The following is a 22,315-nucleotide window of genomic DNA, read 5'->3' as shown; positions in this document are numbered from 1 at the left end:
CACGACCGTCGAATGACGAAGTAGACCGGACCATTCCGGGTCGGGAATTACCTCATGCGCACTTCGCTGGCAGCGAAGCGCAAACGGCACGCTTATTGCAGCGGTTTTGCCGGCGCTGGAGTGTCCGGCCGGGAGATAACGAAAATGAGCCACCCTTTTTCCGCGCTACGCAATTCGCTGAGCGCGGGCGTATCCCAGTATGGCATCGTGGCTGTCGCATTGCTGTCGCTGGGAGCGATCGTCCCTTCGGCGGCCAGCGCGCAGGACCAGGCAACAGCGCAGCAGGCAAGCGACGAAAGCGATGACAACGCTATCGTGGTTACCGCGCAGAAGCGCTCGGAAAACGTACAGGACGTGCCAAAGGCCGTCCAGGTGGTGGGCAGTGCCCAACTGGAGCAATCCGGCGTGACCAACCTTCAAGATCTGGGCCGTGTTTCGCCGGCTATCCAGGGCGCCGTGGCAACGCCGACTAGCCCTCCGGCGATCCGCGGCATTGCGTCTTTTGCGCTCTCGATCGGCGTTCAGACGAAGACCGGTATCGTGATTGACGATGTGCCGCAGCCAAGCTTTTCAACACTGGCCAATGAACTTACCGACATCGAGCGTGTCGAAGTGCTGCCTGGCCCGCAATCTACGCTGTCGGGTCGCAACGCCGCAGCCGGTCTCATCAACATCGTGACGCATAGTCCGACCCGTGAATTCACGGGCAAACTCACCGCCGAACAAACCGACGACGCCCAGACCCGCGTTGGAGGCTATTTTTCCGGACCGCTCTCCGACACTCTCGGGTTCAGCATTTCGGGCTACTACGATCGTTGGGCCGGCCCGCTGCGCAACGTTGCCGACAACAATCGCCGCCTCGGCGGCTTCAATCAGCGCGGCGTTCGGGGCAAACTGCGCTGGTCGCCTACGGACGATCTCAGTTTCACCCTGACCGGCTATTATACCAAAGCCTCCTTCCGCACCGCCGGTCTGATCGGCGGCAACGCCTACGTCTATGCTGAGCCCGGTGCCGGTTCGGTGCTGGTGCCGGGATCAACGCTGGCGAGCCTGCACCCTGGCGCAGAGGTCCGGCCGTACAGCACCACGGTGTCCTCGCCACGAAATGGCCTGACGCAAAACATCAACAAGGGAGTCAGCCTGCGGGCCGACTATGACATGTCGCTTGGTACGCTGAGCTCAATCTCAACCTATAATCGCAGCACGCAGCCGCGTTCCGATCTTTTTGTCGGCTACACTTTCCTCGGCCAACGGGTTACGGCCGAGACAGACGTCGATACCAAATACTTGACGCAGGAAGTAAGACTGGCCTCACCTGGCGGCGCGGGTGCGTTCCAGTACCTGCTTGGTGCCATCTATTCAGACACCGACAATTTCCAGCCTTACAGCCGGGCGCCGGTGTTTCCGGTAGACTGGGACCGCTCTGCCTCCACGAAAAGCTTCGCTGCCTACGGCCGGCTGACTTACGAAATCCTGCCAGGAACTTCAGTGACGGGCGGCCTGCGTTACCAGCATGACCGCACCAGCTACGACTGGGTGTTTGCGGACGGTACCGCGCCTCGTTCCCACGGCTCGTCGGGCTATGGCTTTGTCTCAGGAGAAGCGAGCGTGCAGCAGGAGATCGCGCCGGATGTCATGGGGTATGTCACATATGCCAACGCGCAGACCGGTGAAGCTTACGATCTGGAAGACAGCGGCAGCGCGATGACTGCCAGGGGATTGCGTCCGGTGGCCAGCGAGAAGGTCCAGAACTACGAGGCTGGTTTCAAGACGCAGTGGCTCGATCGCCGGCTCACGATCAACTTGTCGGTTTTCCGGGCGAATTATCGCAGTTATCAGGTGCAGTCGCTGCAGCAGAGCAATGGCGACATCAATGAAGTGCCGACCATCCGGCTCTTTGCGATCGGCCGCGTGCGCACGCAGGGTGCGGAACTTTCGAGCAGCCTCGCGGTCACGCGAAACCTTCGCTTGGGACTGGATGCGTCCTATCTGGATGCGAAGATCCTCGACTATCCCGGCGCACAGTGCTTCATTGGCCAGACGGCGGCGCAAGGCTGCTTGGACGGGCTGCAGAATCGGCGCGGTCGTCTGCCAAATACGTCGAAGTTGAAGGCCACCACTTCGATCAGGTATACGCTGCCGCTCGAGGCCGCGCCCTTCGACGCAAATTTCGGTGCGTTCTTGCGATATCAGAGCAAGACGCAATTCGATCTATTCGGTGACCCCTATGCCCGCCAAGGCAGCTTCGCAATCTTGAACCTTACGGCGGGAATCAATTCGCATTCCGGCCGCTGGACAGCAGATCTGTTTGTCAACAATGTCACCAACCGCCATCATTATGCTCTGCTGCAGCGCGACGGCTTCTCACCCGTCCCTACACTGACGGGTCTGTATGCCCGCGATTCGTCCCGCTACTTCGGCGGGCGCGTCGGCTTCAGCTTCTAGGAAAGGCACCGTACGTGCATTCGCGGCCTATGCGTGTTGAACGCCTGGCCGCGAATAAGAACAGTGACACTCTATGCGGGGCCTTGCCCGCCCCCGACGGAGACCGCTCGCCAGCTAGCCATAGCCAGCGCGTCGTTCGCTATCCCTGCCCCGCAGGTGACTGCATCAGTGAGAGGACTGCCCCTCTTCGCTCACCCGCCGGCAACCAGCATGCCCCGCAGTGTCGGCCGGCAACCGGCGGAGGTAACGGCGAACCGCATCAATGCAATCGTTGAGTCGTCCAGCATATTCGGGACGGCTTTGGGCCAGTAAACATCACCAGCCTGCCATCGCCGCTCGCATTTTCTACCGATTTTGCGGGGCCTCCCGCGCACTACCGGCGTGCGCTAAAATGGCGCGTTGTTCTTTGGTGTGAGGATAGTCACAAACTCTTGCGCCAACCTGAAACCGACTTGTTTGAAGCGACAAACTTCGTTGCCTACTTAGTGGCTGCGCATTCCCCGAAAAAAGCGGCTCGATGACAGGATCATCATCCGATCATCGAGCCGCAGCAAAAATGTAGGTTGCCGGTCCGCCTCCAAATCGGTGGCATCCTCCAATTGACAAAATGACCATATTCTCCATTCTGTCAGCATCGTTTTGGAGCTTTGAGAATGGCGAGAGATTGGTCACCGGCCGACGCTGCCAAGGAGCGTTGCGCCTACGCCATGGGGGTGATCCCTCTTGGCAAAGAGATAACCCGATGGCTTGCCGGAAATTCCCTCTTCTCTCGTGTAAGAAGCAATTCATTCGAAAGCGCGCCTGCGCGCTTATCCCGACATGTTTAGTCTGCTTCTCATACTGGCCGCATCGATTTCGAGCGACGAGGTCGATCGCTTTACCGCCCGGACACCTGACGATATCGCACTCGGCGAAATTGTCGTGACCAGCGTAATCCGGGAGGAGGATCACGACCGGCCAGTCCTATTTGCCTTTAACGGGGGGCCTGGCGCCGGGTCGGCCTGGCTCAATCTTGGCGTACTCGGTCCGAAGCGCGTCGTCGTACCACCACCGAATACATCGATGCCAGCCGTGCTGGACATTGTAGATAATCCTGATCCCATTGTGGCAACAGCAGACTTGGTGCTGGTCGATCCATTGGGCACAGGCTTCAGCCGCGTCAATGCGGGCGTCCTACCTGGAGACGTGTACGATTGGCGGGCGGATGGAAATTACCTGGCAAGGCTAATCCGCGATTGGTTGCACAGGCATCACCGCGAGCAAGCGCCGGTTTACCTCATCGGCGAAAGCTACGGGACCGAACGGGCGGTTGCAGTGGCAGATGCCCTTACCACCGGACCAGAGGTAGCACTGCGAGGGATCGTCCTAGTTTCTCAATCAATCACGGTCGAGAATACTCGACAGCGCCCGGACAACGACCTTGGCACCGCCTTGGGCTTGCCAACCATCGCCGCCAGCGCTTGTCATCTTCGCCAGAGAGGCCATGTGACAGATCCCGCGACATGCGCGTCGCGGGCGTACGACTGGGCGGTGACGACGTATTTACCGGCGTTGATGAAAGGGCGAGACCTCCTACCGCAGCAGCGCCGCGAGATCGGGGACCATCTAGCCGCAATCACCGGCATTCCGGCTTCTCGATTCAAGCGGGACGGGCTCACGCTCACTAAAGAGCAGTACAGACGTGAAGCTTTGCGCGCGCGAGGTACGGTGCTCGGCCTGTACGACATCCGCTATCAAGCCCCTGCTCGACCCAACCAGCCGTCGCAGGATCCTTCGATAGATGCGCTGCTCCCGGGGATGACGGTGGCAACTCGCCGGCATTATCGCGAACAGTACGGTCTGGTCGGTTCACCGATAGACAGCACCCCCTACGTTTTATTGGACCCTAGTGTCGAAGCGGCATGGCGCTATGGACCAAAGGCGGACCCGTATGAACCGCTCGACATGCCGGGCGTACTCGCGAGGTCAATCCGGAAACATGGCGCGCGGCTGATGATCGCCGGCGGTCTTTTTGACACCGCCGGTTCTTACGGCGCTGATCGCTATCTCGCTTCACATCTGGAGCTTGCACCAAAAGACGTTGTTCTGCGGTCCTATGAAGGAGGGCATATGTTTTATCTCGGCGAAACCGCACGCAGAGCCTTTACACGCGACCTCAAAGCTTTCCTTAAGCCGGGTCTGCCGGACGCGCGTTAGTCCGCAAAACCGACGGTGGCAGAGGTGCTTTTGAACGCACGCAATCCTGCTCCTTTGTAGCCACCTGTGCCCGTCAATACGATTATCAGGTGCTTGAGCGTTCCGTACCCGGACCAAGCCGGCGATCGGTCGCCAGCCATGTCACGAACAGTTCCATATCGTCCAAGCTAGCCTTGGAGCGAGCGCGCGGGGCGATCCGGATGCACTTCGAACCCGAAGATCGATTAGCCCGAGATGGACGGTTTGCCTGCTCATGAAACAACAGGCGAAGTCAGGCACTGGCGTGCCCGTCAGTTGCAACAGCAGGTATTCCTTGGAAACGGCCGCATCGATCCGCTTGCAATTCAGCTTACTGCACTGAGTACCCTGCTCGGCGGTGGCTGTTGCGAAAATGGCATTGGCCCGTTCTTCACTTCCTACTGGACGCCGCGCCGTCTTCACTATTTCTTTGCGAAAGCGGGAGGTGCTGAAGAGACACGAAGACCTTCGGGGGCCGAGATCTAGAAGCTTCCAACTTCGCATTACCTCTTCAGCGCTGCTTTCAAAATGGGGGACTGACATGGTATTGAATCGGTCACAGTTCATCGGTGCGGGGGGGCTCACAAGTCTGGTATTTTCCCTCCATCTTGCCTCGCCGGCGTTCGCGCAATCTGCATTGACCGATGCCGCCGTCGGCGCGGCAACCGAGCGAGGCGAGGACATTGTCGTCACAGGAAGCCGCATACGTCGAAGTGCAACCGAGACCTCGGCGCCGATCATTGAGGTAGGTTCCGACGAATTAATCCAGCGTGGCTACGTTCAGGCCGGCGAGGCGTTGAATACCGTCTCATCCATACGCCCCTCTTTCGCACAGGCTCCTGGTAACGGTAATCCCGCAGGCGACGGTCAGCAGTTCCCCGACATCTTTGGACTTGGTGCGGGTCGCACGCTTACGCTTGTGAACGGCCGCCGCATGGTGACCACCAGTTCTGGATTAGGCGACCGTGTCGTCGACACGAATATCATCCCCACCGGCCTTCTGCGGCGCATCGACATAACTCAGGCTGGCGGTGCAGCAGTCTATGGCTCCGATGCCATAGCGGGCGTGATCAATTACGTTCTGGAGAATAAGTTCGACGGCGTGCAGTTGGATTTACAATCGGGAATCACATCACGAGGCGACTATCCGCGGCGCAGCGTAGCATTTGTTGCAGGTAGAAATTTCTCGGAAGGTCGTGGCAACATTGCTATCGATCTGGAATATCGCAAGACGGACCCACTCCTATTCGACAGGCGTCCTATCACAAATCCGGTATTCCGCTTATTCACGAACCCCCTGAATCAGACGCCTTCAGATGGCATTCCTTCGCGCGCGCCGATTAATGATCCTCGCTTCTGGGTACAAAACGAGCCCGGAGTGATCTTTTCCGAGCCCGCGCCCGTCTCGGATTTCGTGCTCAGCCAGTTCAGCAACGATGGGCGGTCGATCATACCGTTCAATATGGGCAGGCCGCCGGTCCCGGGTTTCAACTGCCCTATTCCGTTCTGCAGCGGCGGCGACGGATATCCCTATGCCAAACTCCAGGCGCTTTATTCTGGGGTCGAGACGTTGAGCGGCAACGTGGTTGGACATTACGATATAACGCCTGACGTGACGCTATCAACCGAACTCAACTATGCGCATCGCAAGGCCACAGACCCGCTCGGCAGTCAGGCGCCACAACTTTCGGTACTCGGCGGGAACCCGATCGCGTTTACACGGGATAACCCATATCTCACGCCTGATGCTGTTTCGACGCTGAGCGCCCTGTCGCCGGGCTTTGCCGCCGGTGAATCACTTTATCTTTCCAAGTCGCTCGATGCTCTGGTTCCTACCCGGGCGTTCACTTACGAAAACGACGTCTATCGTGGCGTTCTAGCACTCGATGGCCGTTTCAGGACGCTAGATCGCGATTTCAATTTTGCTGTCAGCTTTTCCCACGCGCAGATCTCGGGTCGCAACTCGGGTTATGCTGCCGTCGATGCTCGGCTGGCGAATGCAGTAGACGTCGCTCGCAACAGCAGTGGTCAGATCGTTTGCGCCGTAAATGCGATTGAGGTCGTCGACCCGCAATGCTCGCCGATAAATCCGTTTGGCAATGGCAACATCAGTGATGCTGCGCGCGCCTATGCAACGGCGCCGACGGGAGCGGATTACCGAAACAGGCAAGACGACCTGATTGCGACCCTCGGCGGCGATATCATGCGACTTCCCGCTGGGCCGGCGAAGTTCAGCCTAACTTATGAACATCGCGGGGAGTCAGCTCGATTTACACCGTTCGAAGCGGATCAAAACGGTTCCTTTAACGACAGCTACTCGCCGCCTACCGGAGGTCAGTTCAATACCGATGAATTTGCAGCCGAAGTTCTTTTACCTTTGATTGCACCAGAGATGCAGGTCCCTTTCGTCCAGCGCCTTGAAGTCGAGGGACAGTATCGTCTTGTGGACCATTCCGTAGCCGGCCGGGCGCAGGTTTGGGGCGCCGGGGCGCGATGGGAGCCAGGCTTTGGACTCGCTTTACGTCTCAATCGCAGCAGAAATTTTCGAGCGCCTACTCTCGATCAGCTCTATGCCCCTCGGTCCACAGTGCTGCAGGGCGGCATCAACGATCCATGTGATGCACGCTTCCTGAACTCCGGAGTATCGGTGCCGAACCGAATCGCTAACTGTCAATCACTGTTCGCGGCTAACCCGCAATGGGGCCCACTGGCCACGTTCACAGATCCGGCAGTCAATTTTGACACGGCCCTGGTAACATCGGGCGGTAATACCGATCTTTCGAACGAGGTCTCTGATACGTTCACCTATGGCCTAGTATGGCAACCGAGTTACGTTCCTGGAATACTCTCGATAGGCGTCGATCGTATTCAGATTGACTTGAAGGGGGGCCTTACGGCGTTCACCCCAACGAATTTTGCCGAGGCCTGCTTTGACGCCAGTCCGCAGCCCGCTGACATCTGCGCCGCATTCCGGCGTGACCCTGCAACGGGTTATATTGTTTCGGCTCGCTCCACGACGTTCAATGCTGCTTTGCTGCAATACCGCGGCTATGTGATTAACGGCAGCTATCGCTTTCCACTGAGTTGGCTAGCCAATGGAAAAGATGCGGGAACGCTCGAATTGTCCGTTGACGCGACTCACAATCAACGACTCCGCACGACCGTGTCGGGTGTGACCACCGAGCAGGCGGGCACGACAGTTAGCCCCGACTGGGTGCTGCGCGCGGACGTGCGTTACCACATTGGACGTTTCGGCCTTACGTACGAAGTTTATTACCTGCCCAAAACGAAGATCAATCGCTTCGATACGATTGAGAACACGCCATTTCCGATCGTTCCAAGCAACACGCGCCACAGCCTTTCCGCGGTTCTAGACCTCGATAACATTCAGTTGCGCGCGGGCGTGAACAATTTCACTGACCGTGGCCCCTCTCGCTCTACCGTTCTCAACTACGGTGACATAATCGGCCGGCAGTTTTTCGTCGGCGCGCGGCTCAAGTTGAAATGAGCCGAATGAGTTCGTCATTTCGCTCGTGTCGTGCCAGCATGATAGCTTTTGGCTTGCCATTGTCGGCGCTGCTCACAACCACGACCGCCGATGGCGCCCGCGCCTCAATACCGCCACCGGTAGAACTGATCAGTCATCGACACCATGTGATTGAGATCGATGGTCGCCAGCTCGCCTATGTGAGTGACGCTGGCCGACTGACGATGCGAGACGGAAGCGGTATCGTCCGGGGCGCCCTGTTTTTTGTTTCCTATCGAGTGGCATCTCGGCGCCCACGCCCGGTTACTTTCATCTGGAACGGTGGGCCAGGCGGCAACGCACTCCCGCTGCACGTTGAATTCGCGGGTCCGAGGCGACTGACGGGTAGTGGTTTCGTCGATAATGCCCAGACTTTGCTTACGGCAAGCGACCTGGTGTTTCTGGATCCGCAAAGTACCGGGTACAGCAGGGCCGCAAACGAGGGGGATGCCACGCAGTTCTACGACACACTCGCCGACCAGAAATGGACAGCGGCATTCATCAATGCCTGGCGCGATCGGTTCTCCGCGCATCACTCGCCGGTCTTCCTCATGGGCGAGAGTTTCGGAGTACCCCGTGCGACCGGAACGGCGGAGATCCTACTTAATCAGGACCTGCCGCTCAAAGGGCTTGTTCTGATCTCAGGTGGTAAGCTCTCATTCGAGACGGCACTGCCCCCTGCCCTGTCCATTGCGCTTTATACTCCCAACAAGGCGATGGCCGCATACTTCCATGGCAAGATCAAGGGCTCGTCCGCTGGTAGCGTCGGCAAGGCCACCGCCCGCTGGGCGCGGCAGACATACGCGCCCGCCTTGCAAAGGCTCGCGTCATTGTCGGTCGATGCCCGTAGGACCCTCGCGCAAGATGTTGCTCGTCATCTCGGCATCTCGGCATCCGCAGTGGAGTTGGCGAGCCTGACGGTGACGACGAAAGCCTTTACACGAAACTTGAAGGCGCCGAACCGGCTCCAACCCTATGATATGCGGATGCTCGAACGCCCCTCCGACAAAGTCGGGGCGGCGGTCGAAAGACGCCAGATCGCCGATATCCGTAGCTACCTGCTCAGGAACCTTGGCTACCGCACCTCCCTTGCTTATTGGGGGCTGGAAGACGGCCAGCCACCTGTCAACGCGCGCTGGAAATATGCTGGCGACGCAGCATCAATGCAGCAGGCCGAGGATGGCGGCGGACCTCCCGAGAGCACGCCATGGCTCAGCCGGGCGCTCGTGAAAGCGCCGACGCTGAAAATCTTTGCGGCTCTGGGCAGGTTCGATTCACAGAACAGCTGTGAGGCGACGCACGAACTCATTCGCCGCCTTGATCGGGTGGAAGCCAGATCAATCGCGCTGCGATGCTATTTGGGGGGCCACATGATGTACCGCGATGAGCCGGCACGTCTCGCACTGAGCCGTGACTTGGCAAGGTTTATTCGCGAGAGCGCAACACAATGAACTCTGTAGTGCAACGGATGATGAGACGCACCATGAAGCATCACCCATGGCTTTGGCTCACGATCCTCCTTTGGCTTCCATCGTGGCCGGCGCTCGCCGATGCGGGCCCGCCGACAATGAGTCGGCAGCACAATGCGATCGTCGCCGGCCAGAGCATGGACTACGTCGCGGCTTTTGATCGTTTTGCCGTTAAGGATTCGAGCGGCCATTCAGCGGCGACGATTACGACGATATCATATCTGCGCCCCGGTAAGGGCGATGACCGGCCGATCGTGTTCGCCTTTAATGGCGGCCCGGGCTCAACCAGCATTTACCTCCATGCGGGACTGCTTGGCCCCAAGCGGATCGAGTTACCCGCCGATCCAAAGCTGGTTGTTCCCGCCCACGCGCCTCTAGTCGCAAACGCGGACTCGATCCTGGACGTTGCGGACATTGTGCTGATTGATCCGGTTGGAACCGGGTATAGTCGGTTGCTGAGCCCAGCGGCACGGCCCGACTTCTACTCGGTCAGGGGTGACGCCAGAAGCATCGCCTCTGCAATCCAGTCATGGGTGCGCGCGCATGGTCGGGCGCGCTCGCCCAAATATCTGATGGGAGAAAGCTATGGCGCTGTGCGCGCGGCTTTCGTAGCCGCTGCCTTACTAAAGGACGCTCAGGCTGACACCTTAAACGGCGTTATCATGTTGTCCCAGAGCCTCCAGATTGTGGACACAGTACAGCGACGCTCCAACACCGTCGGCCAGATCATCGGCATGCCCACTCTGGCTGCAAGCGCCTGGTATCACGGGCTCGCGGGCAAGGGGCTGCCGATGGAGCGGTTCGTGGCCGACGCTGCGAATTTTGCGCGCGTGCAATGGCTTCCCGCGCTGATCGCAGGTACCCGGATCAATCCGGAAGAGCTAGCGCGCGTGGCCCGGCAGCTATCTGCTTATACTGGCATTTCAACGGAATATCTGATCGCTCACGACCTCTATATTCCCAAGGAAGACTACCGGCGCCTGGCGCTCGCTGATCGGGGGCTGGCGTTAGGCTTGTACGACACCCGCTACACAGGCCCGCTCAGCGCATCAGGCGAACCCGACGAAGCGGTCTCGGCTGCACTCGAAGCAGCCGCTTCCGACATTTTCCGGTCCGAATTCGGTTTAGGTGCCGCCGATTATCTCAGCGGCGGGGCGGACATTGCCGATCGACCGAGCGACGCTTCGTGGACCTATGCCGAACAGCCCTTTTCGGTAACCGATGGCAGCACATATGCCCAGTTTGACTATGTCGCCGAGCTGATCCAGATCATGACGGCCCAACCGCGGCTGCGTGTCCTCATGGCTGGCGGCTGGTTCGATACGGCAGCAAGCGCCGGCGCGGACGATTACCTAATGGCGCGGCCAGGCCTCGACGTGCGGCGGCTACAATCCGTCCATTATGTCGGCGGGCACATGTTCTACACAGATCCCGCCAGCCGCGCCGCCTTCGCCGAACGTCTGCGTTCATTCGTAGCTCCGGTCCGTTGCCTGCGCCCCGGACCTGTTCGCTGTTAGGAGGTAATTGATGCGCGCGTTGTCCTTACTGCCGATCGTGTGGCTTGCCGTCCAACCGGTCGGCGCTTCCGTGCAAACCTCGACTCCGCCGTCGAGTTCCACTTCAACACCGGCTCCACCTGCGGCGCGGCAGAAACCCGCACCACCTACGATCAGACTGACGGGCGAGCGCGTCGAGCTTCCAATCATCATGGTCGAGGAGTTTCCGTTCGTTGACGGCGAGGTGAACGGCGTGAAAGGGAAGTTCATGCTGGACACCGGTTCAAGCAGTACAGTGAGCGGCCTCAACGACCGTCGCATTCCCTTGCCCGCCGGAGCGAGTGCAGGGGACGGAACATTCGGGAGCGGCCAGCATTTTGCGGTTACGCTGAGGCCGCGGATTTCGGAGATTCGTATCGGGCACATGTCCTTCCGTGACGTGCGCAATGTCACGAGTCAGGACGGCAAGCAGCTTGAGGAAATCACGCCAGATTTCCTCGGCTGGGTTGGGTTCGCATTCTGGCATGGCTATGCGATGAAGCTCGACTATCGATGCCGGCGAGCGACTTTCGACCAGCGGGGCGCGCGCGCCTTGCTGGAGGGTGAGAAGCTGGCGATGGTGTTGCCTTACCAAGTCCGCAAGCTTGCTAACCATCCGATCGTCATCAGTCACGTAGGCGATGTGCCATTCCAAACGCCGTTTGACACAGGGCAGTACGGAACGCTGTTCACCGACGACGTCACCCGAGATCGCCTCTTGGCACAGGGCCATATCAGGCGATCCGTAACTACGCCCAATACGTACGACGTCGATGTGCGGATGCCGGACGGGCGGAAAATCGTTGTGCCATCAATCCCGATAAACAACGGTGTGTTTGCTGCCGCCGATCCACTTGGGCTGGCCCATTCCAACATCCTTAGCTTGGGATACGCGATCTTGAACCAGTACAATACGATATGGGATTCGCATGGCCGGAAACTCTACCTTCTCGATCGGTCGGTCGCACCATGTCAGACGCACTAGGCGACCTCGCCTCCATCTCACGGGCCGAGCTTGAAGCGGCACGAAAGGTTCTCAGCCCCTACATTACCAGGACGCCGCTGATCCGGCTCGACGGCGTTCGGGATCGCGATATTTGGCTGCAACCCGAAAATTTGCAGCCGTTAGGATCATTCAAGGTACGCTGCGCCACCCTTGCCGTGTTGAGCCTCGATCACGAGCAGCGCAAATTGGGGATCATGACCGCGAGCGCGGGCAATTTCGGTCAGGGCCTCGCGAAGATAGGCCGCTCGTTCGGCGTTCCCCTCCGTGTCTATGCACCAGACACCACCGCCCGCAGTAAAATCGACGCGATGCGGGCGCTGGGCGCCGATGTGATCGAGATTGCCTTCGACGAATGGTGGGCAATCCTGTCGGGGGCGCTGCCCGCAGCAGAAAAGCACTGTTTCATCCATCCGAGCAGTGGCCGTACGGTCATACTTGGCAATGCAACTATCGCTGCCGAGATCATTGAATATCAGCCTGACATTGACGCAATTCTGGTACCATTCGGTGGAGGTGGCCTCGCTTTAGGGATAGCCACCGCTGTCCGTCTCCTGCGTCCGGGCATTCGGGTGATCGCATGCGAGAGTGACGCGTCGACCCCGCTCACCGCCGCCTTCCAACACGGCAGACCAATTGAAGTGGAATGCGATCGCTCGGGGTTCATTGACGGAACGGGCGGCGTGACGGTATTGCCATCGCAGTGGGCAAACCTGCGAAGGTATCTTGCCGATACTTCGGTCGTGACCTAGGCTCAAGCCGCGGCCATGGTCGCCCGGCTCCTTCGACAGCACCGGATGGTGGTTGAGGGAGCAGGCGCCGTTCCGGTCGCCGCTGCTGTGTGCGGAAATGAACTCGCGGGCGCGCGTATCGCTGCTATCGTCTCGGGCGGTAACATCGACGAGATAGTCCTCCGTTCTATCCTTGGAAATCAACGATGAGCCCGCGACTTGATCCAGCGGCAAATGCCCCGCTCCTTGAGCGTCACGTGCATCACCTAGCACACGTAAACGCGACTCTTCCATTCAGTTCGGCGGTGTCCGTCGGCGGTTTAACTCTCCTGTCAGGCGAAATTGGAATCGACGACGACGGACAGGTTCCGGTCGAGTTCGATCGGCAGGCCGATCGCCTCTTCGCTAATCTGGATCGAAGCCTCTCCCGGCTTTGCCTGCCGCGGTCAGCGATCGTAAAATGTACGGTGATGTTGCAGGACATAAGCGACTGGCCGAAGTTCAACACCATCTACATGCATTTCTTCGATGGCGTGCCACTTCCTGCGCGTAGCGCCTTTGGTGGCGCTACGTTGGCGCATGGCGCCAGAGTGGAATTGGAATGCATCGCAGTGTCCCTTTGCGCCCAAGGGCGTTGCGCAACCTGCAACGGGGCCGTGTCTCAACGGCGCTAGCAGCCTCTCTAACAAAGAGGATGATACACCCATCCGCAAATCGACACATGAGGCAGGCGAAGTGGACAAGGTCGGACTGATCGGGTTTGGAGCATTGGGCAAGATGATCGCCGAGGGCTGGGCGGACATGCCCAGCCGGTTTCACCTGTCGGTCGTGTGTGTGCGCCCCCACCAGGCCGATCATGCGAGGGAGCTATTGGGCGAACGTGTCAAGGTGGTCGAGCAGGTTCGACACTTGCTTGATGAAGGTCCGGCGGTGGTCATCGAAGCAGCCGGCCAGGATTGCGTCCGCGATTATGGGGAGCAAATCCTGCAGTGCGGGGCAGATCTTTATTTGCTGTCGGTCGGAGCACTCGCATGTGATGATTTTCATCGTGCCTTGATCGCGACGGGAGAGAAGTCGAACTCGCGGATTTTTCTTCCGGCGGGGGCAATGGCCGGGTTCGACGGGTTGCTGGCGCTGAAACGTCAGGGGCTTGAGCGGGTAACATACACCTCCGTCAAGCCACCATCAGCATGGCTGAACACGATTGCTGAGCACGACCACGATCTCGAGGCGCTCAACCAGCGTCAGACCCTGTTCGAAGGGTCCGCGCGGCAGGCTGCACTCGACTTTCCCCGCAATGCAAATCTAGCGGCTGCAATCGCCATTGCCGGGATCGGCCTCGACTCTACCCAGGTTCACCTCGTGGCAGATCCTGCAATCGAGGGCAATTTGGGTCGATTGTATGCAGAGGGTGCGGGGGGCAGGCTCATGGTCGAAGTGCATGGCAATGCTGCGGAAAAAAACCCTAAAAGCTCGGCTGTCGTCGCAATGAGCGTGCTTTCTTCAATCCAGAATCGGGTTGCAGTATTGTCCTATGTGTGAAGGCCTGACGCGCGGTATCCCGCCGCACTATCGGTTCCCAATGCAAACATGGTGGCGGCATGCGTCTCGGCAATCTAGAACTTCAATCTCGCGCCGCCAAGGAGAGCAGTTTTGACGACCGACCGATCCGAGGTATCAGCGCACTTTTCCAGACGACAGATCGTGGGCGCCCTAGCAGCCCTGCCAGTTGGCATCGCGGCGCCACCAGTTTGGGCAGCAGAAATCGAAGCGCCGCTTCGCCGATTTGAAAGCCGACATAGTGCCGTGATCAGCGGCACGCGGATCACCTATCGCGTCGTCGCCGCCGATACCGAGATACGCAATGAAACCGGCGTTTTGGGCAGCATTTTTTCCTTCTCCTACCTGCGCCGCGGAGTCGATGATCCGCGGAGCCGCCCTGTCGCTTTCGTGTTCAATGGCGGACCCGGCGCGAGTTCTGTGTGGTTGCATCTCGGTGCTGTCGGGCCGAGGCGTGTGCGGCTCAATCGCGATGTCGACCCTTCGGTGTTGCCGCCCTATGAAATGGAAGACAACCCCGGTTCTCCGCTCGACATAGCGGACCTCGTTTTCGTCGATCCCGTCGGGACAGGGTTCAGTAGGCTCAGAGGCAAGGGCAACGCTGGGGATTTTTACGGCGTCGATGAGGACGCCCGCTCCATCGCGCAATTCATCGATCGCTGGCTGAGCGCAAATGATCGCTGGGAATCACCCAAGTACATCGTCGGCGAAAGCTACGGCACAATTCGGGCTGCCGTTCTCCAGCGCATGCTGATGGGCGGTCCTGACTACGGCGGGGTGCTTCACGCAATCAGCATCAACGGCATAGCACTCGTCGGGGCAGTGCTTGAGCCGTTTTCAGAAGCACCGTCGGATCAGGACTTCGCCATGCTCCTGCCAAGCTATGCCGCGACCGCTTGGTACCACAACAAGATCGACCGCGCCGGCCGGCGGCTCGAAAGTTTCGTCGAAGAGGCGGCCGCCTTTGCGGGCGGCGAATACATGCAACTGTTACAGGCAAGCAGCGCCCTGACATCGGCAGAACGCATCGCCGGCGCGCATCGGATCGCAAATCTGATCGGTCTCTCGGCCGACTTGATCCTTTCCGAAGATCTGCGCGTTTCCACCGATCGTTTCTCAACGACGCTGCTGCTTCACGAAAAGCGCGACCTCGGCGTATACGACACCCGCTACACGCTGTCCCATGCTCGCACCGGACTGAAGCTCGACGGCGTTGCCGACGATCCCGCCATGTCACAGTACACGCCTAGTTATGTTGGTGCCTGGCATCAGTATCTCAGAGGCGACCTAAAGGTGGATATCGATGATGTTTACGCAGCGATCAACTGGACGGGCCTCTCTGACAAATGGCGCTGGGAACGCGACGGGGTGGCAACCTCGCGCAGTTACGCAATCGAACTCGCGCTCGCGATGCGTCGCAATCCGCAGCTAAAGCTTCTGGTTGCATCGGGCTACTTCGATCTCGCGACACCGATGTTCGCGGCCGAAGCCGCTCTTGGCCGTGCCAACGTGCCAATGGATCGGACACGCTTCACCCGCTACGCATCAGGCCACATGGTCTATCTCGGGGGAACGGGAAATGATTTTGCACGTGATCTGCGCGCGCTGATTGCTGATGCTTGATATACGGGTACAATCCGTTTTGCGCATAAAGTGCCAGAATTCCTTCCTGTCCGGGGGTGGATTGTGAAGAACCACCTCCCATGGTCGCGCATGGACTTCATGGCGCCGCCCTTCTATCTTAATTCGGCAGCGCGACATCCGCTTCCCATAGTTGCGGCAGCTCGCCTTCATGCATATGCAGACTTTTTGACACGCCACGACCGGGAGCAAGGATTAACGGCCCTGCAAGACACGGCCAGACACCTGTTCGCCTCGCTTATAAATGCCGAACCCGATGAGATCAGCCTTGTCCCCAGCACGCTTTTCGCTGAAAATCTCGTTCTGCAGGCACTACGATTGCCGCGCTCTGACGCCGGGATTGTCACGGACGAGCTTCATTATGCAGATGCTCTGGCGATGTACCGATCGCTTATCCGGGAAGGGAACGATGTTTCAATCCTTCCCATCTCCAGAGGTGCACCGGATTACGACCGCCTTTCAACCTCGATCACTCATGCCACAGGTCTGGTCGCGCTGTCAGGGGTGTCACATTTCAACGGCGCCGAACACGATTTGAGACAGGTATGCGAGATGGCGCATGCCAAGGGTGCATTCGTCTACGCCGACATTATCCAGCAGGCCGGTACACTACCGATCGACGTCAAGGCAAGCGGCGTCGACTTCTGCGCATGCGGCACATATAAATGGTTACTCGGCGACATGGGCCTAGCGTTTCTTTACGTGCGTCGCGATCGATGGCCGCTAATCTCGCGTCCTGTCCGCGGCGACCTGCAAACCCGCGAGCCGTTGCCGAACGCTTCCGCCTTCTTTCATATCGGGACGCTTGGATCCTCTGCAGTCGAAATCCTGGTAGAGACCCTGCCGCGCACCATTGCCGCCATGAAGGCGTTTGGTGCAGGCGACAGATGGCGTCCACTGACGGCTATCATCGACGATCGCCTGAGCGCTGCGGGACTGGATATTCTCACGCCGCGTTCATCAGCGTCGTCGATTCGTGCCTTCGGCGGCGCGCACCTCGACCGCACGAGAGTCGAGGCAATCCACAGGTCAGGCGTACGCGTCACAGCACATGAGGGCTATATACGGCTCGCCCCCGCTGCCTTCAATTCGCATGCAGAAATCGACGAAGCGCTGACCATTTTGGAAGGGTGCCTTGTTTAAAAACATGGCGCCCCTCAGCATCATGGCGGCATCATGGCGGCATCATGGCGGCATCATGGCGGCACCTTGGACGCCACCGTGCGCCCCTTTGCCTCGTGCCGTCGTGCCGCAATACGATACAATATGCCGAGAAGAGCCCATACCCCGATCAGGACATAGGCTCGCCAGTCAGTTGCCAGTGCGGCGACGGCGATTGCCATAGCGCAAGTGGCCCCTAGCATCGCCACGACGATCAGGGTCCCGGGTCGGAGTCTGAAGCGCGCCGTCGCAACGAGTTCAGGCTGCCGAATCGCCATTGCGCGCGCTGACAGGCAGGTAGAGATGTACTTCAGCACTGTTGGAATGCTCGTCGCGGTAAACAGAAAAACCAGATCTTTAGGCAAAAGAAGACCGAGACAGGTCAGCAGGAATACGGCTGTCGCTGCGACATGGGGTGTTCCCCAACTTCCATGTACACGGCCCAGCGGCGCAGGAAGCACGCCAGCGCGGCCCATTGCGTACAGATTGCGTGAAAAAATCATGAAATTGACGTTAAGCGATTTCACGAGGCACAAGATACCTGCACCCAGCATAACCGGTACGATATAGCGTGTCCCAGTTGCTTGGGCCGCCACAACCAGCGGTGTATCTCCTGAGGCGATCCCCCTCCACCCGATCAGCGCTAGCGCCGTCATCGTGATCAGCAGATAGACCGCCAACGTCAGCAGAACCGCGAGCAAGATACCCAGCGGTACGTTGCGGCTCGCGTCGCGTACCTCCTCGCCAATTTCGGTCGCTGTCTCGATTCCCATGAAAAGGTTGATCAAAAGTGGGAGCGTCAGGAAGATGCCAGCGAACGCAGGCCGTCCCCAAAGTTCGCCGAGACGGGAAGGATCGATGCGCCCCCATCCCTCGCCGATGAAGATCGAAAATGTGGCAAGCAGGATAAGCATCAGCCATGTCTGCGCTTTCGCGGCAAGCGCGATTCCGAACAGGTTGAGCGCAAATAGGACGGTGAAGATCGCCATCATCGTCGCGGTGGGGGGTAGAGGGGTCAAGATTGCCAGATAATGGGCGAGGACCAGCGATCCGGTGACCAGCATGCCCACGCTCCCGAAAATGCGCAGCCAAGCCACCATGAACGCGAAACGTGGTCCAATGAACATCCGCGGCCATTCGTACGAAGCACCCGAACGCGGAGCGGCTGATGCTACCGCTGCGTAGACCAGCGCCAGGATCGCCATCGGCACCATAGCGGCCAGGATTGCCCACAGCAGGCTTTCCCCACCGACGCGTGCTGCTGGACCGAGTACCGAGAAGATGGAAGATCCGATCGCCGATCCGGCGCCAAGCATCACGACATCCAGCAGTCCGGCATTGGGCTTCAGTGAACCTTTATCGCATTCCTGTTTCATCGCGCTGGCTTTCATAGACGAGCGTCCATGCTAGGGAAAATCGAACCCGATCAGAATTCTTTCTGCGCATTGCGCCGTTGCATTTGCCGCAACGGCCTACCCCCAGGCATTGCTCGAATACAAAAGCTGCCGTACATTTGCTGTGCAATGATTCTATCGCGCACAGAGCAATTCGGTGTTCCCTGACCCGCTTCGTGCGTTCCGGCAGGTGGTGAGGGCGGGCTCAATCCGCAAGGCGGCGGAGCAACTCAGCGTTGCGCCATCATCGGTCAGCCGGCAGGTTGCCATTCTCGAGCGTTTGATCGGCACCCCGCTGCTCAGCCGTTCGACTTGCGGGCTTACGCTTACTTATGCAGGCCAGCTGGTCGCGGAATATTGCGAGAACGTGATCAGTGGTTTTGACTCGTTGCGCTCCGATCTCAATGACACACGCGGCTCGTCTCGCTTAATCACGGTGGCGATGGTCGAAAGCATAACTTCAATAGGACCGACCAAAGCCTTGATGGCATTTCGCAAACGCTATCCCAATGTGCTTTTCAACTTTCATGTGGTCCCTGCCCCAGCCGTAGTCGAAGCTGTACAGACGCAAAAATGCGATATTGGCATAGGTTACAATGTCCATGCTGATCAAACTATTGCACATATCGCGCAGATCAGGGAGCCGGTTACCGCGGTTGTTTCACTCGACCACCCGCTTCATTTGCGAGCGAGCGTGCATGTCCGAGACTTTGCCGACATAGCGTTTGCTATTCCGCCTCGCACTTATGGCGTGCGGCAAATGTTCGACCGCGTCTGCGCGGACCATCAGGTGCTGACCCGGCCTCTGCTGGAAACCAACTGCTTTGAGACGCTGCGCGATTTCGCGCGTTCCGGCGCCGGTGTTTCGATCCTACCCATGCGCGCAGCATGGCACGATCAGCATGAGGGTCGGGTGCGCGCCATTGAGTTCGAGCATCCGACTTTCTCGCAAAGCACGTTGGACATTATCACGCTAAGACGCCCTAACGTGCCAAAGTTGATCCAGCAGTTTTCCCTATGCCTCCAGGAAAATCTCACCATACAGGGCGATGCAGCCTGAAACATGCTAAATTGCGGACTCAGCGACGGTCAACCTTCGGTTTTCAAACGGCCAAGTGGATAGCGGGCAATAAGAACCATCGCGATAACAAGAAAGAGCGCGGGAAGGACAGCGATGATAAGCGTCAACGCCCTTTGTACCGACGCGGGCTGATTTGCCAATCCGCCGACGTAACCAATTGCCGCGAGCATCATTGACAAGAGAATTCCTCCGCCAGCCATGGCCGTCTGCTGACAAAATATCCAAGCCCCGTAAGTGGCTCCCTCTTGTCGCATTCCGGTTCGCTTGGTGTCGAAATCAATCGTTTCAGGGACCATCGCATTCGGCAGCATCAACAGCCCGGCATTAAATGCTCCAATCACGCCCATAAGTGGCAACATCAGCGCGCCGTGCCTGGCGGGTATAACGAGAATGGCAATCCATGCCAGCGCCATGCCGGTGCAAGCGACGAAGAACGTTCGCCGCTTACCGTTCCTCGCCGCCAATCGGTTCCAAAATGGGACGGTGAGAATCGCAGCGATTGAACTGATGGGATAGGCCTGCCCGACGAACGCAGGCGTTCGTCGTAGCACGTGGACCGCATAGTAAACGAGCGCTTCCGAAAACACCTCGTCCGCCAGCATGATGAACACATAGCTCAGTACTAGCAACCTGAACGGTCGATTGCGCGCAATCTCCGTAAATTGTTCGCGAAGCGGCAGCCGGTCGGGAACTGCGGTCGGGGACGCGCAGTAATTTCCAGCCGTCGCCAGGAACGCCAATGTACCGCTGCCTGTTATGACCAATCCGAACAGAAGTCCAGCCGATCGGTAGCCCATGGCTTCATCAGCATGCGAAGCAACGATAACCGGCACCGCCGATGCCGCCAGCAGAATTCCCACGCGGGAAACGGCTTCTTTCCACGCGACAAGGCTGATGCGCTCGGCATCAATCTCGGTCATCTCTGGAAGCATCGCCGAGTAGGGCACGTGATACAGCGTCTGCCCTGCCGAAACGAGCAGGAAGGCAACGCACAAAATGGCAGCCCCGCGCATTTGGTCCGCTTCGACAGGCAAGGCAAATAGAAGGCACAGGCTCGCTCCCCACCAGATAGACCCGGCGAGCAGGAACGGGCGGCGACGTCCGAACTGCGTCCGGACCCGATCCGACCAGTTTCCCACGACAGGATCGAACACAATGTTGAAAATCCGCGGCAGCGCCAGCGCAATGCCGGCCCATGCCGGGGGTATGTGATGAACGTCAGTAACAAAGTATAGAAGGTAGAAAGATACCAGCCCCACGTGACAAGCGATAGGCAATTGACCAAGCGCCCAGCCAATCTTGGCAGATGGGGGAAGCGCCTCATTACGCACAGTGCCTGTTCTCTCAGCTTTATCCTGCATCATGCAAACATCCAAATTGGACCATTGCTCATCGTAGACGCAAGGTCTGTGAGCCACATACTGACAAATCGTTTGATTTGGACATTATGGCAAGACATATTGTGTAGCTGATCGGTGCGTGGGTTCGCGCGATCAATGATGCGACGGAATGGAGCACGGGACGTGTGGGTGCAAGAAGAGCGAATGAGCGGCCCGGGTTTTCGCCTTGTCGATCTGAAAGAGCTGGAGAGCGTCTTTGACCGACGCGCGATTATCCACGCTATTGAGACGGGCTTGATCGCGCATTCGCGAGGAGAATATTGGCAATCTTCTCCAATTCATCTTACCTTCGAGGCTGGGGACTGCCACGTTAAGTCAGGCTTTGTTCCGGGTGGCGACACGTTCCTCATCAAGGTTGCGACCGGCTTTTATGGCAACGCTTCCCTTGGCCTCGCGAACACCGGCGGTCTCATGCTCGCCATGAGTCAGCGTACTGGCAATATTCTGGCCTTGTTGTGTGACGAGGGAATGCTGACGGCGTGGCGAACGGCGGCGGCTGTAGTTTTGGCGGCGCGGGCAGCCCTTCCTGTGGGAGTTGTCCATCTTGGCATCGTCGGCGCTGGCCTTCAAGCTCAACTCGCGGCGCAGTGGCTAAAGGAGGAAATCGCGGTTACCTCCACCCGAATATGGAATCGGTCACCGGAAAATGCGAGGGCCTTGGCAAACAGGGTGGGCGCCTGCGCTATCGACTGCATCGAAGAAATTGGTAATTGCAATCTTATAGTCACGGTTACCCCATCCACAGTACCACTGGTCCGCCAGGAATGGGTAATGCCCGGCACTCATATCGTGGCACTTGGCGCGGACACCCCAGGGAAGGTTGAGTTGGACCCCACCCTTTTTGCATGTGCTGGCGCGATACTCACTGACGATCATGGACAATGCCTCGAGCATGGCGATTTCGGCGCCGCCGTGCGTAGCGGCGTGGTCAGCGAAGCCGCAGATCGCAACTTGGGTGAGGTCCTGGCAAGCGGCGTGTCTGCCCGTACTAAGCCAGAAGAGATCACCATCGCCGATCTGACTGGGCTTTCGGTGCAGGATCATGCTATCGCAAGCCTGTTTCTTGATCGGATTGCCACGGGATTCAACCAACGCCGCGCCTGAGATCTGATTGTATCGAAATCTCGAAAATCTGGTGGCCGATGAGGCGCGCAA

At 58.6% G+C, this 22,315-nt stretch carries 16 protein-coding genes; 14 read left to right on the top strand and 2 right to left on the bottom strand.

Translation table 11 applies throughout. The features are described 5' to 3' along the window. The first annotated feature begins 54 nt into the window (after positions 1-54). From ACYPYD_RS03875 to ACYPYD_RS03820, 12 genes are all read left to right on the top strand, one after another. Positions 55-2,445 (top strand): TonB-dependent receptor, encoded by a 2,391-nt coding sequence (locus ACYPYD_RS03875; protein WP_459662144.1) that lies wholly within the window; start codon positions 55-57, stop codon positions 2,443-2,445. Between the two features lie 819 nt (positions 2,446-3,264). Further along, positions 3,265-4,641 (top strand): S10 family serine carboxypeptidase-like protein, encoded by a 1,377-nt coding sequence (locus ACYPYD_RS03870; RefSeq protein WP_459662143.1) that lies wholly within the window; start codon positions 3,265-3,267, stop codon positions 4,639-4,641. 234 nt (positions 4,642-4,875) lie between these two features. Beyond that, on the top strand, positions 4,876-5,145 hold the full coding sequence (locus ACYPYD_RS03865; protein WP_459662141.1) for a hypothetical protein: 270 nt from the start codon (positions 4,876-4,878) through the stop codon (positions 5,143-5,145). A gap of 55 nt (positions 5,146-5,200) precedes the next feature. Next, positions 5,201-8,167: a TonB-dependent receptor domain-containing protein gene (locus ACYPYD_RS03860; RefSeq protein WP_459662140.1), complete on the top strand. Its 2,967-nt coding sequence runs from the start codon at positions 5,201-5,203 to the stop codon at positions 8,165-8,167. A gap of 59 nt (positions 8,168-8,226) precedes the next feature. Then, entirely contained in the window at positions 8,227-9,636 is a 1,410-nt protein-coding gene (locus tag ACYPYD_RS03855) for a S10 family serine carboxypeptidase-like protein (protein WP_459662139.1), read from the top strand. Between the two features lie 32 nt (positions 9,637-9,668). Further along, positions 9,669-11,171, top strand: coding sequence for a S10 family serine carboxypeptidase-like protein (locus ACYPYD_RS03850; RefSeq protein ID WP_459662138.1), 1,503 nt, complete (start codon positions 9,669-9,671; stop codon positions 11,169-11,171). A gap of 10 nt (positions 11,172-11,181) precedes the next feature. Then, entirely contained in the window at positions 11,182-12,174 is a 993-nt protein-coding gene (locus ACYPYD_RS03845; protein ID WP_459662136.1) for a retropepsin-like aspartic protease, read from the top strand. After that, positions 12,159-12,944: a pyridoxal-phosphate dependent enzyme gene (locus tag ACYPYD_RS03840; protein ID WP_459662134.1), complete on the top strand. Its 786-nt coding sequence runs from the start codon at positions 12,159-12,161 to the stop codon at positions 12,942-12,944. Before ACYPYD_RS03845 ends, ACYPYD_RS03840 begins: the two co-directional genes overlap by 16 nt. A 185-nt stretch (positions 12,945-13,129) precedes the next feature. Beyond that, entirely contained in the window at positions 13,130-13,597 is a 468-nt protein-coding gene (locus ACYPYD_RS03835; protein WP_459662132.1) for a RidA family protein, read from the top strand. Next, on the top strand, positions 13,503-14,465 hold the full coding sequence (locus ACYPYD_RS03830; protein ID WP_459662131.1) for an aspartate dehydrogenase: 963 nt from the start codon (positions 13,503-13,505) through the stop codon (positions 14,463-14,465). The genes ACYPYD_RS03835 and ACYPYD_RS03830 overlap by 95 nt, the downstream gene beginning before the upstream one ends. Before the next feature lie 111 nt (positions 14,466-14,576). Continuing rightward, on the top strand, positions 14,577-16,106 hold the full coding sequence (locus tag ACYPYD_RS03825; protein WP_459662130.1) for a S10 family peptidase: 1,530 nt from the start codon (positions 14,577-14,579) through the stop codon (positions 16,104-16,106). Between the two features lie 90 nt (positions 16,107-16,196). Then, entirely contained in the window at positions 16,197-17,267 is a 1,071-nt protein-coding gene (locus ACYPYD_RS03820; RefSeq protein ID WP_459662129.1) for an aminotransferase class V-fold PLP-dependent enzyme, read from the top strand. A gap of 53 nt (positions 17,268-17,320) precedes the next feature. Here ACYPYD_RS03820 and ACYPYD_RS03815 read toward each other — a convergent pair whose 3' ends face one another. Continuing rightward, positions 17,321-18,676 (bottom strand): APC family permease, encoded by a 1,356-nt coding sequence (locus ACYPYD_RS03815; RefSeq protein WP_459662128.1) that lies wholly within the window; start codon positions 18,674-18,676, stop codon positions 17,321-17,323. A 160-nt stretch (positions 18,677-18,836) separates the two neighbouring features. Here ACYPYD_RS03815 and ACYPYD_RS03810 point away from each other — a divergent pair, with 160 nt between their 5' ends. After that, positions 18,837-19,739 (top strand): LysR family transcriptional regulator, encoded by a 903-nt coding sequence (locus ACYPYD_RS03810; protein WP_459662127.1) that lies wholly within the window; start codon positions 18,837-18,839, stop codon positions 19,737-19,739. Positions 19,740-19,768: 29 nt separating this feature from the next. Here the strand turns inward: ACYPYD_RS03810 and ACYPYD_RS03805 are convergent, their stop codons facing one another. Then, entirely contained in the window at positions 19,769-21,124 is a 1,356-nt protein-coding gene (locus ACYPYD_RS03805) for an MFS transporter (protein WP_459662126.1), read from the bottom strand. A 180-nt stretch (positions 21,125-21,304) separates the two neighbouring features. On the opposite strand from ACYPYD_RS03805, the gene ACYPYD_RS03800 reads away from it, so the two are divergent. Beyond that, positions 21,305-22,264, top strand: coding sequence for a Rossmann-fold NAD(P)-binding domain-containing protein (locus ACYPYD_RS03800; RefSeq protein WP_459662125.1), 960 nt, complete (start codon positions 21,305-21,307; stop codon positions 22,262-22,264). Positions 22,265-22,315: the final 51 nt, after the last annotated feature.

The organism is Novosphingobium sp. 11B (assembly GCF_054589055.1).
The sequence above is the reverse complement of the archived record's forward strand: the minus strand, read 5'-3'. Positions and strand labels throughout refer to the sequence as shown.

Coding starts and splice junctions, on each gene's coding strand:
- ACYPYD_RS03860 (WP_459662140.1), top strand. CDS start 5,201: ATGGTATTGAATCGGTCACAGTTCATCGGTGCGGGGGGGCTCACAAGT.
- ACYPYD_RS03875 (WP_459662144.1), top strand. CDS start 55: ATGCGCACTTCGCTGGCAGCGAAGCGCAAACGGCACGCTTATTGCAGC.
- ACYPYD_RS03815 (WP_459662128.1), bottom strand. CDS start 18,676: ATGAAAGCCAGCGCGATGAAACAGGAATGCGATAAAGGTTCACTGAAG.
- ACYPYD_RS03840 (WP_459662134.1), top strand. CDS start 12,159: ATGTCAGACGCACTAGGCGACCTCGCCTCCATCTCACGGGCCGAGCTT.
- ACYPYD_RS03820 (WP_459662129.1), top strand. CDS start 16,197: ATGGACTTCATGGCGCCGCCCTTCTATCTTAATTCGGCAGCGCGACAT.
- ACYPYD_RS03865 (WP_459662141.1), top strand. CDS start 4,876: ATGGACGGTTTGCCTGCTCATGAAACAACAGGCGAAGTCAGGCACTGG.
- ACYPYD_RS03870 (WP_459662143.1), top strand. CDS start 3,265: ATGTTTAGTCTGCTTCTCATACTGGCCGCATCGATTTCGAGCGACGAG.
- ACYPYD_RS03850 (WP_459662138.1), top strand. CDS start 9,669: ATGAAGCATCACCCATGGCTTTGGCTCACGATCCTCCTTTGGCTTCCA.
- ACYPYD_RS03805 (WP_459662126.1), bottom strand. CDS start 21,124: ATGATGCAGGATAAAGCTGAGAGAACAGGCACTGTGCGTAATGAGGCG.
- ACYPYD_RS03800 (WP_459662125.1), top strand. CDS start 21,305: ATGAGCGGCCCGGGTTTTCGCCTTGTCGATCTGAAAGAGCTGGAGAGC.
- ACYPYD_RS03830 (WP_459662131.1), top strand. CDS start 13,503: ATGGCGCCAGAGTGGAATTGGAATGCATCGCAGTGTCCCTTTGCGCCC.
- ACYPYD_RS03845 (WP_459662136.1), top strand. CDS start 11,182: ATGCGCGCGTTGTCCTTACTGCCGATCGTGTGGCTTGCCGTCCAACCG.
- ACYPYD_RS03835 (WP_459662132.1), top strand. CDS start 13,130: ATGAGCCCGCGACTTGATCCAGCGGCAAATGCCCCGCTCCTTGAGCGT.